Annotated in this window: 15 protein-coding genes; 12 read left to right on the top strand and 3 right to left on the bottom strand. The window is 58.7% G+C overall.

Translation table 11 applies throughout. The features are described from left to right. The first annotated feature begins 3 nt into the window (after positions 1-3). Positions 4-1728, top strand: a complete 1725-nt coding sequence (locus C4J94_RS04705; protein ID WP_124385127.1) for an ABC transporter ATP-binding protein/permease — start codon at positions 4-6, stop codon at positions 1726-1728. A gap of 182 nt (positions 1729-1910) precedes the next feature. Here the strand turns inward: C4J94_RS04705 and C4J94_RS04710 are convergent, their stop codons facing one another. After that, positions 1911-2348, bottom strand: coding sequence for a YhcB family protein (locus tag C4J94_RS04710; RefSeq protein ID WP_003171734.1), 438 nt, complete (start codon positions 2346-2348; stop codon positions 1911-1913). A 146-nt stretch (positions 2349-2494) separates the two neighbouring features. Here C4J94_RS04710 and C4J94_RS04715 point away from each other — a divergent pair, with 146 nt between their 5' ends. From C4J94_RS04715 to zapE, 3 genes are all read left to right on the top strand, one after another. Next, positions 2495-3124, top strand: a complete 630-nt coding sequence (locus C4J94_RS04715; RefSeq protein WP_124385128.1) for an alpha/beta hydrolase — start codon at positions 2495-2497, stop codon at positions 3122-3124. Positions 3125-3148: 24 nt separating this feature from the next. Continuing rightward, complete coding sequence (locus C4J94_RS04720) at positions 3149-4504, top strand: tryptophan--tRNA ligase (protein ID WP_124385129.1); 1356 nt, start codon at positions 3149-3151, stop codon at positions 4502-4504. A 79-nt stretch (positions 4505-4583) separates the two neighbouring features. After that, positions 4584-5678, top strand: a complete 1095-nt coding sequence (zapE, locus tag C4J94_RS04725) for a cell division protein ZapE (protein WP_124385130.1) — start codon at positions 4584-4586, stop codon at positions 5676-5678. Between the two features lie 129 nt (positions 5679-5807). Here the strand turns inward: zapE and C4J94_RS04730 are convergent, their stop codons facing one another. Further along, positions 5808-6728 carry a GlxA family transcriptional regulator gene (locus C4J94_RS04730; protein ID WP_177413475.1) on the bottom strand — a complete coding sequence of 307 codons (921 nt, stop codon included), beginning with the start codon at positions 6726-6728 and terminating at the stop codon, positions 5808-5810. Positions 6729-6948: 220 nt separating this feature from the next. Between C4J94_RS04730 and C4J94_RS04735 the strand changes: the two genes are divergently transcribed. Further along, positions 6949-8085, top strand: coding sequence for an acyl-CoA dehydrogenase family protein (locus tag C4J94_RS04735; RefSeq protein WP_124385132.1), 1137 nt, complete (start codon positions 6949-6951; stop codon positions 8083-8085). A gap of 111 nt (positions 8086-8196) precedes the next feature. On the opposite strand, the gene C4J94_RS04740 is transcribed toward C4J94_RS04735, so the two are convergent. Beyond that, positions 8197-9237, bottom strand: coding sequence for an NADP(H)-dependent aldo-keto reductase (locus C4J94_RS04740; protein ID WP_124385133.1), 1041 nt, complete (start codon positions 9235-9237; stop codon positions 8197-8199). Between the two features lie 250 nt (positions 9238-9487). On the opposite strand from C4J94_RS04740, the gene rplM reads away from it, so the two are divergent. The 7 genes from rplM (at position 9488) to C4J94_RS04775 (ending at position 14375) form a co-directional block, all read left to right on the top strand. Further along, positions 9488-9916, top strand: coding sequence for a 50S ribosomal protein L13 (gene rplM, locus C4J94_RS04745; protein WP_003188508.1), 429 nt, complete (start codon positions 9488-9490; stop codon positions 9914-9916). A 14-nt stretch (positions 9917-9930) separates the two neighbouring features. Continuing rightward, entirely contained in the window at positions 9931-10323 is a 393-nt protein-coding gene (gene rpsI, locus C4J94_RS04750; RefSeq protein ID WP_002555064.1) for a 30S ribosomal protein S9, read from the top strand. Between the two features lie 266 nt (positions 10324-10589). Next, positions 10590-11183: a ubiquinol-cytochrome c reductase iron-sulfur subunit gene (gene petA / locus C4J94_RS04755; RefSeq protein ID WP_034118089.1), complete on the top strand. Its 594-nt coding sequence runs from the start codon at positions 10590-10592 to the stop codon at positions 11181-11183. Further along, complete coding sequence (locus C4J94_RS04760) at positions 11183-12394, top strand: cytochrome bc complex cytochrome b subunit (protein ID WP_003171746.1); 1212 nt, start codon at positions 11183-11185, stop codon at positions 12392-12394. Before petA ends, C4J94_RS04760 begins: the two co-directional genes overlap by 1 nt. Then, entirely contained in the window at positions 12394-13173 is a 780-nt protein-coding gene (locus C4J94_RS04765; protein WP_124385134.1) for a cytochrome c1, read from the top strand. Before C4J94_RS04760 ends, C4J94_RS04765 begins: the two co-directional genes overlap by 1 nt. Positions 13174-13320: 147 nt before the next feature. Beyond that, a complete protein-coding gene (locus C4J94_RS04770) occupies positions 13321-13938 on the top strand; it encodes a glutathione S-transferase N-terminal domain-containing protein (protein WP_124385135.1) in 618 nt (205 codons plus the stop codon). A 17-nt stretch (positions 13939-13955) separates the two neighbouring features. Continuing rightward, the gene (locus C4J94_RS04775) at positions 13956-14375 is read left to right on the top strand and encodes a ClpXP protease specificity-enhancing factor (protein WP_124385136.1); all 420 of its coding nucleotides are present in this window, start codon (positions 13956-13958) and stop codon (positions 14373-14375) included. Positions 14376-14409: the final 34 nt, after the last annotated feature.

Genomic DNA, 14409 nt, shown 5'->3' on the forward strand with positions numbered 1-14409 from the left:
ACGATGAATCAGAACGCTGAATACTCCGCGGTCAACGATGCGGTGCACGGGCAATTCTTTCGCCGAACCTGGGCGATGATCACGCCGTATTGGCGCAGTGAAGAGAAGGGCAGGGCCTGGTTGCTGCTGGCTGCCGTGATTGGTCTGTCGCTGTTCAGCGTGGCGATATCCGTGTGGATCAACCACTGGTACAAGGATTTCTACAACGCCCTGCAGAAAAAGGACACTGTCGCCTTCTGGCAGTTGATCGGTTACTTCGGCGGCATTGCGGCCGTGGCGATCCTTGGTGCGGTGTATCGCCTGTACCTGACCCAGATGCTTACCATCCGCTGGCGTGCCTGGCTGACCGAAAAGCACTTCGCGCGCTGGCTCGCTCACAAGAACTACTACCAGCTGGAGCAGGGCGGTTACACCGATAACCCTGACCAGCGGATTTCCGAAGACCTCAACACCTTCACCTCCAGCACCTTGAGCCTGGGCCTGGGGCTGCTGCGCAACGTGGTCAGCCTGGTGTCGTTCTCGATCATCCTGTGGGGCGTGTCCGGCAGCATCGAGGTGTTTGGCATCACCATTCCCGGCTACATGTTCTGGTGTGCGCTGCTGTATGCGGCCGTGGGCAGTTGGCTGACGCACCTGATCGGGCGTCGCTTGATCGGCTTGAGCAACCAGCAACAGCGCTTCGAAGCGGACCTGCGTTTTTCCATGGTGCGGGTGCGGGAAAATGCCGAAAGCATTGCCCTCTACGACGGCGAGCCGAACGAAAAGCAGCGTCTGAGTTCGCGCTTCGGCAAGGTCTGGCACAACTTCTGGGACATCATGAAAGTGTCCAAGCGCCTGACCTTCTTTACCGCCGGCTACAGCCAGATAGCGATCATCTTTCCGTTTATCGTCGCCGCGCCGCGCTACTTCACCGGCAAGATCGAACTGGGCGAGCTGATGCAAATCAACTCGGCGTTCGGCAATGTGCAGGAAAACTTCAGTTGGTTCATCAATGCCTATTCGGAACTGGCGTCGTGGCGTGCCACCAGTGATCGTCTGCTGAGCTTCCGTCAGGCCATGACCGACAATGAGCAGCGCGCGCCGGCCATCGATGTTCGCCCCGAAGGCGAGCGCCTGGTGGTGCAGGGCCTGGGCATGGACCTGGCCGACGGCCGTCACTTGCTCATTGACGCCGACATGACCGTGGAACCAGGTCAGCGTGTGATGCTCAGCGGGCGTTCCGGCAGCGGTAAAAGTACCTTGCTGCGCGCCATGGGGCATTTGTGGCCGGCAGGGCACGGCAGCATCCGTCTGCCGGCTGCGCGTTATCTGTTTCTGCCACAGAAGCCTTATTTACCGATAGGCACGTTGAAGGCGGTGTTGAGTTATCCACAAGACGACAGCGCCTATCCGGCACAACGTTATGCACAGGTGCTGGAAACCTGCCGCCTGCCGCATCTGGTCAGCCGTCTTGATGAAGCCAACCACTGGCAGCGCATGCTCTCGCCGGGCGAACAGCAGCGCCTGGCCTTCGCCCGCGCCCTGTTGTTCGCGCCGCAGTGGCTGTACATGGACGAAGCCACCTCGGCGATGGATGAAGAGGATGAGGCGACGTTGTACCAGGCGCTGATCGATGAGTTGCCGGGGCTGAGTATCGTCAGTGTCGGGCATCGCAGCAGCCTCAAGCGCTTTCATGGGCGACATGTGCGGATCGAGGGTGGGCGGTTGCAAGAACAGCAGCCAGCCTAAGTCAATGTGGGAGGGGGCTTGCCCCCGATAGCGGTCTGTCAGTCACAGATGCATTGGCTGATCCACCGGAATCGGGGGCAAGCCCCCTCCCACATTGGATCTCCATTGTCAGGAAAATTGAGGCCCAATAAAAAGCCCGGCTGATCATCGATCAGTCGGGCTTTTTGATGCTTGAAGAGGAATTACTTCTTCAGGCCGTAATGCTCATCCAGCATGCCTGGGGCGTTCGGCGTTTTTGGCGCGTAGTCCCGTGGCGGTTCCTGGTTTTCCCGAGGGGGGGTCAGGCGTTCGCGGGGTGTTTGCGGTGCATCGGAATGCAGCGCGGCCAGCAGGCGCTGGCGGGTGATGTCGTCGAGGGCCAGGCGGTTAGCGCCATCGGCGAGATGATCCTGTACTTCCTGGTAGCTCTGGGTGAGCTTCTTGACCAGGGTCGCGGTGCTGTTGAAGTGGGTAACAACCTCGTTCTGATAACTGTCAAAACGTTCCTGAATGTCATCCAGCTGACGCTGCGTGCGGTTAGGCGCGGCATTCGGCAGCAAGCGGGCAACCAGGAAACCAATGGCGACACCGGCAACCAGGGCAAGAGTCGGCAACAACCAAACTAAGAGCGAGTGTTCCACGAGTCCTTCCTCTATAAACGGCTTTGCTTTACGTTAACGGCTCAAACCTGCGCTGTATACCGCGATTAAGCTCGCAATGATGCCATGCACAGACTTTTAGCTAGACGAGTCGACCCCTTGAGAGGTCACGGAGTTCATCCTTGCTCATGCGTGAAACCCCTGTTTTGATCGATGGCCCGGTGGGGCAATTGGAAGCCTTGTACCTGGATCACCCCGAACCACGTGGCCTGGCGCTGATCTGCCACCCCAACCCGGTGCAGGGCGGGACCATGCTCAACAAGGTTGTCTCGACCTTGCAACGTACCGCCCGCGATGCCGGTTTGATTACATTGCGTTTCAACTATCGTGGCGTCGGTGCGAGTGCCGGTAGCCATGACATGTCCACCGGTGAAGTCGACGATGCCGAAGCGGTCGCCACCTGGCTGCGGGCAAAACACCCCGAGCTGCCGCTCACCCTGCTGGGTTTTTCCTTCGGTGGCTATGTGGCCGCCAGCCTCGGCGGCCGCCTGGAAGCCAAGGGTGAAAAGCTGGCTCACCTGTTCATGGTTGCCGCTGCCGTGATGCGTCTGCGCGATTCGGATGTTCTGCCACAGGATTGCCCGTTGACCCTGATCCAGCCGGAAACCGACGAAGTGGTCGACCCGCAAGTCGTCTACGACTGGTCCGCCGCCTTGAAACGCCCCCATGAGCTGCTGAAAGTGGCAGAATGCGGACACTTTTTTCACGGCAAGCTCACCGATCTGAAGGATCTGGTGCTGCCGCGCCTCTCGAATTGATAGCAGTCTGATAAGCGATTACCCATGACGACGCGTACCCGTATCCTCACCGGCATCACCACCACCGGCACGCCGCACCTGGGCAACTACGCTGGCGCGATCCGCCCGGCGATCCTTGCCAGCCAGGACGCCAATGCCGATTCCTTCTACTTCCTGGCCGACTACCATGCCCTGATCAAGTGCGATGACCCGCAGCGCATCCAGCGCTCGCGTATGGAAATCGCCGCGACCTGGCTGGCCGGTGGCCTGGATGTGAACCGGGTGACTTTCTATCGCCAGTCCGACATCCCGGAAATTCCCGAGCTGACCTGGCTGCTGACGTGCGTGGCCGCCAAGGGTTTGCTTAACCGCGCCCACGCCTACAAAGCCTCGGTGGACAAAAACGTCGAAGCCGGCGAAGACCCGGATGCGGGCATCAGCATGGGCCTGTACAGCTACCCGGTGCTGATGGCGGCGGACATTCTGATGTTCAACGCGCACAAAGTGCCGGTGGGTCGCGACCAGATCCAGCACGTGGAAATGGCCCGTGATATCGGCCAGCGCTTCAACCACCTGTTCGGCAACGGTAAAGAGTTCTTCACCATGCCCGAGGCGCTGATCGAAGAAAGCGTCGCCACCTTGCCGGGCCTGGATGGCCGCAAGATGTCCAAGAGCTACGACAACACCATCCCGTTGTTCACCAGCGCCAAAGACATGAAAGACGCGATCTCGCGGATCGTCACCGACTCGCGCGCGCCCGGCGAGGCGAAGGACCCGGACAACTCCCACCTGTTCACCCTGTACCAGGCGTTTGCGAGCAAGGACCTGGCAGAAGCGTTCCGCAGTGAATTGTTGCAAGGCCTGGGCTGGGGCGAGGCGAAGAATCGTCTGTTCCAGTTGCTGGACGGCCAGTTGGGGGAAGCACGCGAGCGTTACCACCAACTGATGTCACGCCCGTCGGACATGGAAGATCTGCTGCTGGTCGGCGCCAAGAAGGCCCGTGCCGTCGCGGCGCCGTTCCTGGCAGAGCTGCGCGAAGCAGTGGGCCTGCGTTCGTTCGTCAACCAGGCTGCGGCGCCGGTCGCCAGCAAGAAAAAGGTCGCGAAGGCCGCACGCTTCGTGAGTTTTCGTGAAGACGACGGCAGTTTCCGCTTCCGCCTGCTGGCGGCCGATGGCGAGCAACTGCTGCTGTCGCGCAACTTCGCCGACGGCAAAGCGGCAGGCGCGGTGACCAAGCAATTGCAAAATGGCGAGGCGCTGGATGTACGCACCGAGGCCCTGAGCTTCAGCGTATGGCTGGACGACGCCGCCGTGGCCGACAGCGCCGAGTTCGCCGACAGCGCCTCTCGTGATGCTGCCATCGCCGCCTTGCGTGTTGCGCTGACCCCTTCCGAGGATTAACCCGACCAAGGGTTGATTGCCATTATCCAGGGCCGTCGTTACAGTGACGGCCCGTTTTTGTTGCCTTGCTAACGAAATTATGACGCCCCTAGAACGATATCAAGCTGATCTGAAACGCCCTGACTTCTTCCATGACGCGGCCCAGGAAAATGCGGTGCGTCATTTGCAGCGCCTGTACGAAGACCTGGTCGCGGCCTCCCAAGCCAAGCAAGGGATGTTCAGCAAGCTGTTTGGCAAAAAAGACCACACACCGGTCAAAGGCCTGTACTTCTGGGGTGGCGTCGGCCGGGGCAAGACCTACCTGGTGGACACCTTCTTCGAAGCACTGCCGTTCAAGGAAAAGGTTCGCACTCACTTCCACCGCTTCATGAAGCGTGTGCACGAAGAGATGAAGACCCTGCCGGGGGAAAAGAACCCGCTGACGATCATTGCCAAGCGCTTCTCCGAAGAAGCGCGGGTGATCTGCTTCGATGAGTTCTTCGTTTCCGACATCACCGATGCCATGATCCTCGGCACCTTGATGGAAGAGCTGTTCAAGAACGGCGTGACCCTGGTCGCCACCTCGAACATCGTGCCCGATGGTCTCTACAAGGACGGCCTGCAGCGTGCCCGCTTCCTGCCGGCCATTGCGTTGATCAAACAGCATACCGATATCGTCAACGTCGACAGCGGCGTCGACTATCGTTTGCGTCACCTCGAGCAAGCGGAGCTGTTCCACTTTCCGCTCAACGAAGCGGCCCACGACAGCCTGAAGAAAAGCTTCCGCGCGTTGACGCCGGAATGCACCCAGGCCGTGGAAAACGACAAGTTGATGATCGAGAACCGCGAAATCATCGCCTTGCGTACCTGCGATGACGTGGCCTGGTTCGAATTCCGCCAACTGTGCGACGGCCCGCGTAGCCAGAACGACTACATCGAATTGGGCAAGATCTTCCATGCGGTGATCTTGAGCGGTGTGGAGCAGATGGGCGTGACCACCGACGATATCGCGCGGCGTTTCATCAACATGGTCGACGAGTTCTATGACCGTAACGTCAAGCTGATCATCTCGGCGGAAGTCGAACTCAAGGACCTCTATACCGGTGGTCGCTTGAACTTCGAATTCCAGCGCACCCTGAGCCGCCTGCTGGAAATGCAGTCCCACGAGTTCCTGTCCCGCGGGCACAAACCTTAAAAGCGATGTAGATCAAAATGTGGGAGGGGGCTTGCCCCCGATAGCGGTGTATCAGTGCCAGGTGTACTGGCTGACACACTGCTATCGGGGGCAAGCCCCCTCCCACATTTGTCCTGTATAAGCTGCCGCTTATGCCGCCTGCTGGAACTGTTGCCGATACTGGTTCGGCGACAACTCAGTGTGCTGCCTGAACAACCGCGCAAAGAAACTCGCATCGTCATAACCCACCTCATAACTGATGGTCTTGATGCTCTTGCGGCTGCCCGACAGCAGGCCCTTGGCCGTCTCGATGCGCAGGCGTTGCAGGTAATGCAACGGCTTGTCGCCGGTGGCGGTCTGGAAGCGTCGCATGAAGTTACGGATGCTCATGCCGTGTTCCCGCGCGACGTCTTCGAAACGGAACTTGTCGGCGAAGTGTTCTTCGAGCCAGTGCTGGATCTGCAGGATGATCACGTCCTGATGCAGCTTCTGCCCGCCAAAACCGATGCGCCCCGGCGAATAGCTGCGTTGCACTTCATACAGAATGTCGCGGGCCACCGCCTGGGCGATGTTGGCGCCGCAGAAGCGCTCGATCAGATAAATGTAGAGGTCGCAGGCTGAAGTGGTGCCGCCGGCGCAATACAGGTTGTCGGCGTCGGTCAGGTGCTTGTCCTGGTTGAGCTGCACCTTGGGGAAGCGTTCGCTGAACGCGTTGAAGAAGCGCCAGTAGGTGGTCGCCTCCTTGCCATCGAGCAGGCCGGCTTCAGCCAGCCAGAACACGCCGGTGGCCTCGCCGCACAGTACGGCGCCGCGGGCGTGTTGTGCGCGCAGCCATGGAAGTACCTGGGGGTAGCGGGTGCACAAGGCGTCGAAATCGTCCCAGAAGGCTGGCAGCACGATGATGTCGGCATCTTCCAGGCCGCCGTCCACCGGCATGATCACATCGCTGAAACTGCACACAGAGCGCCCGTCGGGGCTGACCAGGCGCGTCTCGAACGCGGGCGTCAGGCCCAGGCCCTGTTGTTTGCCATAACGCAGGCTGGCGAGATGGAAGAAATCCTTGGCTTGCATGAGGGTTGAAGCGAATACCCGATCAATGGCCAGAATGCTGACGCGCCGCAAGGGCGTGGAGATTTGGTTAGACATAATTTCATTTATTCTTATAGGGGAAAGTGGTCACCAGACGGCTGGATCGTCTTATTTTTTGTCGCATGTGTCCAGTGTCCCGTGAGGTCTTCGCGGCATAGGCTCTGTGGGCTCGTCCTTGTCCGACAATCCACGCAGGTGACTCATGATTCCCAGAACCTTGTTCAGCCCCGAGCACGAACTCTTTCGCGAAAGCGTGCGCACTTTCCTTGAAAAAGACGCGGCGCCGTTCCATGGGCAGTGGGAGAAACAGGGTTATATCGACCGTAGCCTCTGGAGTCGGGCGGGGGAGGCGGGCATGCTGTGTTCGCACGTGCCCGAAGCATACGGTGGGTTGGGCGCGGATTTCCTCTACAGCGCGGTCGTGATCGAGGAGATCAGCCGCCTGGGCTTGACCGGCATTGGCTTTTCGTTGCATTCGGACATTGTCGCGCCGTACATCCTGCATTACGGCAGCGAAGCGCTGAAGCACAAATACCTGCCCAAGCTGATCTCCGGCGAGATGGTCACCGCCATTGCCATGACCGAACCGGGCGCCGGTTCCGACCTGCAAGGGGTGAAGACCACGGCGGTGCTGGACGGTGATGAGTATGTGATTAACGGCTCCAAGACGTTTATCACCAACGGTTACCTGGCCGACCTGGTCATCGTGGTAGCCAAGACTGACCCCAAGGCCGGCGCCAAGGGCACCAGCCTGTTCCTGGTCGAGGCGGCTACGCCGGGCTTCGACAAAGGCAAGCGACTGGAGAAGGTCGGCATGAAGGCCCAGGACACCTCGGAGTTGTTTTTCCAGGATGTGCGCGTGCCCAAGGAAAACCTGCTGGGCCAGGCGGGGATGGGCTTTGCCTACCTGATGCAGGAGCTGCCCCAGGAGCGGCTGACCGTGGCGATTGGCGCGCTGTCTTCGGCTGAAGCGGCGTTGCAATGGACGCTGGATTACACCCGCGAGCGCAAGGCGTTTGGCAAGGCGATTGCCGACTTCCAGAACACCCGGTTCAAGCTGGCCGAGATGGCCACCGAGATTCAGATCGGCCGTGTGTTCGTGGATAAATGCATGGCGTTGCACCTGGACGGCAAGCTGGATGTGCCCACCGCGGCAATGGCCAAATACTGGGCCACGGATCTGCAATGCAAGGTGCTCGATGAGTGCGTGCAACTGCACGGCGGGTACGGTTTCATGTGGGAATACCCGATTGCGCGGGCGTGGGCGGATGCGCGGGTGCAGCGCATTTATGCGGGGACCAATGAGATCATGAAGGAGATCATTGCGCGGGCGCTTTGATCTTTGGTGCTGCCGAGGGCCTCATCGGGGGCAAGCCCCCTCCCACCTTTGACTGCATTCGCAAATCAAATGTGGGAGGGGGCTTGCCCCCGATAGCGGCCTAAAGATCAATCAAGGCGCCGGATTCGGATGATCCTTCTGAATCGCCTCAATCCCCTCCAGCACCTCTTTCGACAATTTCAGATCAGCACTGGCAATGTTGCTGTCCAACTGCTCCAGCGACGTGGCGCCAATGATATTGCTGGTCACGAACGGCTGTTGCGTCACGAACGCCAAGGCCATCTGCGCCGGGTCCAGGCCGTGTTCCCGCGCCAGAGCCACATAACGGCTGCACGCTGCTTCCGACTGGGGGTTGAAATAACGACTGAAACGGCTGTATTCCGTCAGGCGCGCCTTGGCTGGGCGTGCACCGCCCTCGTACTTGCCGCTGAGCATGCCGAACGCCAGTGGCGAGTAGGCCAGCAAGCCGCATTGTTCGCGAATCGCGATTTCTGCCAGGCCCACTTCAAAGCTGCGGTTGAGCAGGTTGTAGGGGTTCTGGATCGACACGGCGCGGGTCCAGCCACGGGCTTCGGCCAGGGCCAGGAACTTCATGGTTCCCCACGGCGTTTCATTGGACAGGCCGATGTGGCGGATCTTGCCGGCCTTGACCTGCTCGTTCAGCGCTTCGAGGGTTTCTTCCAGTGGTGTGAGGTCGTCTTCGTCCTTGTGCTTGTAGCTCAATTGGCCAAAGAAATTGGTGCTGCGCTCGGGCCAGTGCAACTGGTAGAGGTCGATCCAGTCGGTCTGCAGGCGCTTGAGGCTGGCGTCCAGGGCCTGGACGATGTGCTTGCGGTTATGACGCAGGTAGCCGTCGCGGATGTAGTCGATGGTGTTGCCGGGGCCGGCGATCTTGCTGGCAAGGATCCAGTCGGCGCGGTCGCCACGGCTCTTGAAGTAGTTACCGATATAGCGCTCGGTGGTGGCGTAGGTGTCGGCCTTGGGCGGTACCGGGTACATTTCCGCCGTGTCGAGGAAGTTGATGCCTGCGGCCTTGGCCCGTTCGATCTGTGCGAAGGCCTCTGCCTCGCTGTTCTGCTCACCCCAGGTCATGGTGCCCAAGGCAATCGCGCTTACGTTCAGATCGGTCCGGCCCAGCTGTCGATAATCCATCGGGTACTCCTTCAGGGGAAAACAATCATAAAAGCAGGTTGAATTTTTTTTCGCAATCTGCATAATTGCCCACCTCTTTCTGCAGTGGAAGTGATGCGCCGCCTGCCGAAGAATCTTGCCGTTGAACGGACGCGCTGACCCGAGCCCCCGATAGCGTCTGTATCCGGCTGCCTTTGACCTTGTCAAAGTACGCACTATTCAGTAAGATCCGCCGTCTAAATTTACAGGCGGCCCCTGAGGCTATTAAAGAATGACAACTTTTACTGCAAAACCGGAAACAGTTCAGCGCGACTGGTTTGTCGTCGACGCCGCTGGTCAGACCCTGGGTCGTCTGGCCACTGAAGTCGCCAGCCGTCTGCGTGGCAAGCACAAGCCTGAATACACCCCGCACGTTGATACCGGTGACTACATTGTCATCATCAACGCTGAGCAGGTTCGTGTGACCGGCAACAAAGCAAGCGACAAAATGTACTACCGTCACTCCGGTTTCCCAGGCGGTATCAAGTCTTCCAACTTCGAAGGCCTGATTGCCAAGAAGCCTGAAGCCCCGATCGAAATCGCGGTCAAAGGCATGCTGCCTAAGGGCCCACTGGGTCGCGATATGTTTCGCAAGCTGAAAGTCTATGCGGGCGCTGTACACCCTCATGCTGCTCAGCAGCCCCAAGAACTGAAGTTTTAACGGAATAGTTCATTATGTCGGCGACTCAAAATTACGGCACTGGCCGTCGCAAAACCGCAACCGCACGTGTTTTCCTGCGTCCGGGCACTGGTAACATCTCGATCAACAACCGCTCCCTGGACAACTTCTTCGGCCGCGAAACTGCCCGCATGGTAGTTCGTCAGCCGCTGGAATTGACCGAGACCGTTGAAAAGTTCGACATCTACGTCACCGTTATCGGTGGCGGTGTAAGTGGTCAAGCTGGCGCAATCCGCCACGGTATCACTCGCGCTCTGATGCAGTACGACGAAACCCTGCGTGGCGCTCTGCGCAAAGCTGGCTTCGTAACTCGCGATGCTCGTGAAGTTGAACGTAAGAAAGTCGGTCTGCGTAAAGCGCGTAAGCGTCCGCAGTACTCGAAGCGTTAATTCGCTTTACGTTCCACAAAAACGCCCAGCCTCCTTACGGAGCTGGGCGTTTTTTATTGCCTGTGATTTATGCACAATTTTCGCCGTGACAACTTGCCACATCCGTAGACCCCCTATACTACAAGGCCTGGGGGTGGAGGTCCGGGCAATTCCCTTGTCATACGTGGGGCTTTTCATTACCATCCGTCAAAATTTTTATAAGTAAAGATTCAACACTTAGTAGACGCCTGATTTAACAGGCCAAAAAGCTGATGGGAGAGGACTGAATGAGCAATGACGGCGTGAATGCAGGCCGGCGTCGCTTCTTGGTAGCAGCCACATCCGTGGTGGGTGCTGCAGGAGCGGTGGGGGCTGCGGTCCCGTTCGTGGGGTCATGGTTTCCCAGTGCCAAGGCGAAAGCCGCAGGTGCACCGGTGAAGGTGAATGTCAGCAAGATCGAGCCAGGGCAGCAGATGATTGCTGAATGGCGCGGCCAGCCAGTATTCATTGTTCGTCGTACCGAGGAAATCCTGGGGAATCTGAAAAAGATCGAGGGTCAGTTATCTGATCCGAAATCCGAAAATTCCGACCAGCCCGCCTACGCCAAGAACGAAGTGCGCTCCATCAAACCAGAGATTCTGCTGCTGGTTGGCCTCTGTACCCACCTGGGTTGCTCACCGACCTTTCGCCCGGAAGTCGCTCCCGTCGACTTGGGCAAGGATTGGGTCGGCGGTTATTTCTGCCCGTGCCACGGTTCTCACTACGACCTCGCCGGCCGTGTCTACAAGTCTCAGCCCGCGCCCCTGAACCTGCCGGTTCCTCCGCATACCTACGAAACTGACGACCTTATTGTCATTGGCCTCGATAAGGAGAACGCGTGATGAGCAAGTTCATGGATTGGGTGGATGCACGCTTCCCCGCCACCAAAATGTGGGAAGACCACCTCAGCAAATATTACGCGCCTAAAAATTTCAACTTCTTCTACTTCTTCGGCTCCCTGGCACTGCTGGTGCTGGTCAACCAGATCGTCACCGGCGTGTGGTTGACGATGAGCTACACGCCGTCGGCGGAAGAGGCGTTCGCCTCCGTCGAATACATCATGCGTGACGTCGAGTACGGCTCGATCCTGCGCCTGTTGCACTCCACCGGCGCATCGGCGTTCTTTATCGTCGTCTACCTGCACATGTTCCGTGGCCTGCTCTACGGTTCGTATCAGAAGCCCCGCGAGCTGGTGTGGGTGTTCGGCATGCTGATATATCTGGCGCTGATGGCCGAAGCCTTCATGGGTTATTTGCTGCCATGGGGCCAGATGTCTTACTGGGGCGCCCAGGTGATCATCTCGCTGTTCGGTGCGATCCCGGTAATCGGCAACGACCTGACTCAGTGGATCCGTGGTGACTACCTGATCTCCGGCATCACCCTCAACCGCTTCTTTGCCTTGCATGTTGTGGCCTTGCCGATCGTGATCCTGGGCCTGGTGGTGTTGCACATCCTGGCGCTGCATGAAGTGGGTTCCAACAACCCGGATGGCGTGGATATCAAGAAGCACAAGGACGAGAACGGCATCCCGTTGGACGGCATTCCATTCCACCCTTACTACACCGTGAAAGACATTGTCGGCGTGGTCGTGTTCCTGTTCGTATTCTGCTCGATCGTGTTCTTTTTTCCGGAGATGGGTGGGTATTTCCTGGAGAAGCCTAACTTCGAACAAGCCAACGCCTTCAAGACCCCCGAGCATATTGCGCCGGTGTGGTACTTCACGCCGTTCTACGCAATCCTGCGGGCGATTCCCGACAAACTCATGGGCGTGATCGCCATGGGCGCGGCGATTGCGGTGCTGTTCGTGTTGCCATGGCTGGATCGCAGCCCGGTCAAGTCCATGCGCTACAAGGGCTGGCTGAGCAAGATCTGGCTGTGGGTGTTCTGCATCGCCTTTGTGATCCTGGGTGTGCTGGGCGTCTTGGCGCCGACCCCTGAGCGTACGTTGCTGTCGCAGGTTTGCACCTTCCTGTACTTCGCCTACTTCATTCTGATGCCGTTCTACACCCGGCTCGAGAAGACCAAACCGGTTCCGGAAAGGGTGACTGGCTGATGAAAAAATTATTTGTTGCACTCGTGCTTGCGGCACTGCCGCTACTGTCCTTTGCTGCCGAGCATGGCGCGGAACTGGAAAAAGTCGACATCGACGTCTCCGATAAAGCCGCCCTGCAAGATGGCGCACGTACCTTCGCCAACTACTGCATGGGCTGCCACAGCGCCAAGTTCCAGCGCTATGAGCGGGTTGCCGATGACCTGGGCATTCCCCATGAGTTGATGCTGGAAAAATTGGTGTTCACCGGGGCCAAGATCGGCGACCACATGAACATCGGCATGAAACCGGCGGATGCCAAGGCCTGGTTCGGCGCAACACCGCCCGACCTGACCCTGGTGGCGCGCGTGCGTGGCACCGACTGGCTGTATGGCTACCTCAAGTCCTTCTACGAAGACCCGGCCCGTCCTTGGGGCGTGAACAACAAAGTGTTTCCGAACGTCGGCATGCCTAACGTTCTGGTCGGCCTGCAGGGGCGCCAAGTGGTAGGATGCAAGCAGGTTCAGGTCGTTGAAGACGGCAAGAAGCAATATGATCCGTTGACCGGCACGCCGCTGACCCATGAAGCGTGCGATCAACTGACCATCGTGCCCAAGACCGGTACACTGAACGAAGAGCAGTTCGACGAGAAGGTCAAGAACCTGGTGACCTTCCTGGCCTACTCGGCCAACCCGGTCAAACTGCAGCACCAGCGCATCGGTACTTATGTGTTGCTGTACCTGGCTTTCTTCTTCGTATTCGCCTATCTGCTCAAACGCGAGTACTGGAAGGACGTGCATTGATCCAACCGTAAGCAATTGCTGTTAATCTTGCGCGCCCAGCGGCATCTCTGAACACGTAGCGTCGGTTTTAGCGGACGTTACCGAGATGCTCTCTGGGCGCGCTCGTTTTTGAGCTTTCGATAATTTCAACAAGCGAGGAGGACCGCCATGGGCGTGACCAATCGGTTGGCCTGTTACTCCGACCCCGCCGACCACTATTCCCACCGAGTACGCATCGTGCTCGCAGAGAAGGGTGTCAGCGCCGAGATCATCAGCGTGGAGGCAGGCCGTCAGCCGCCGAAACTGATCGAAGTGAACCCTTACGGCAGCTTGCCCACCCTGGTCGATCGTGACCTGGCGTTGTGGGAGTCAACCGTGGTGATGGAATACTTGGATGAGCGTTACCCGCATCCACCTTTGCTGCCGGTGTATCCGGTGGCGCGTGCCAACAGCCGCCTGCTGATCCACCGGATCCAGCGTGACTGGTGCGGGCTGGTGGATGTGATTCTGGATTCGCGTTCCAAAGAAGCCGCTCGGGTACAGGCGCGTAAGGAATTGCGCGAGAGCCTGACCGGTGTTTCGCCGTTGTTCGCCGATAAACCTTTTTTCCTCAGCGAGGAACAAAGCTTGGTGGATTGCTGCCTATTACCCATACTCTGGCGCTTGCCGATTCTGAGCATTGAACTGCCACGGCCGGCCAAGCCGTTGCTTGATTACATGGAGCGCCAGTTCGCGCGTGAGGCTTTCCAGGCGAGTCTGTCTGGTGTCGAACGCGACATGCGCTAAGGCTTAAGGAGCCGCTGATGAACTCCAGTCGACCCTACCTGGTCCGCGCGCTCTATGAGTGGATTGTGGACAACGATTGCACCCCTCACATGCTGGTCAATTCCGAATTTCCTGCGGTTCAGGTTCCGCAGGGTTTTGCCAGTGACGGGCAGATTGTCTTGAACGTATCGCCCAGCGCCGTGCGCCATCTGCACATGGACAACGAAGCGGTCAGCTTCGAAGGGCGTTTCGGCGGTGTGCCGCATACGCTGTTCGTGCCGATCGGCGCCATCCTCGGGATTTATGCCCGTGAAAACGGCCAAGGCATGGTGTTCGATCTGGAGTCACCTTTCGAGGATGACGAAACGATCGAAAGCGATGGCGGCGATGATGTGCCACCACCGGATAGCGAGCCGCCGCGCCCTACCGGCCGACCGAGCTTGAAAGTGGTGAAGTAAGCGGCTGTTGCCTTCGGGCGAGCCTGAAAAATGC

The organism is Pseudomonas sp. R5-89-07 (assembly GCF_003851685.1).
Taxonomy (GTDB): domain Bacteria; phylum Pseudomonadota; class Gammaproteobacteria; order Pseudomonadales; family Pseudomonadaceae; genus Aquipseudomonas.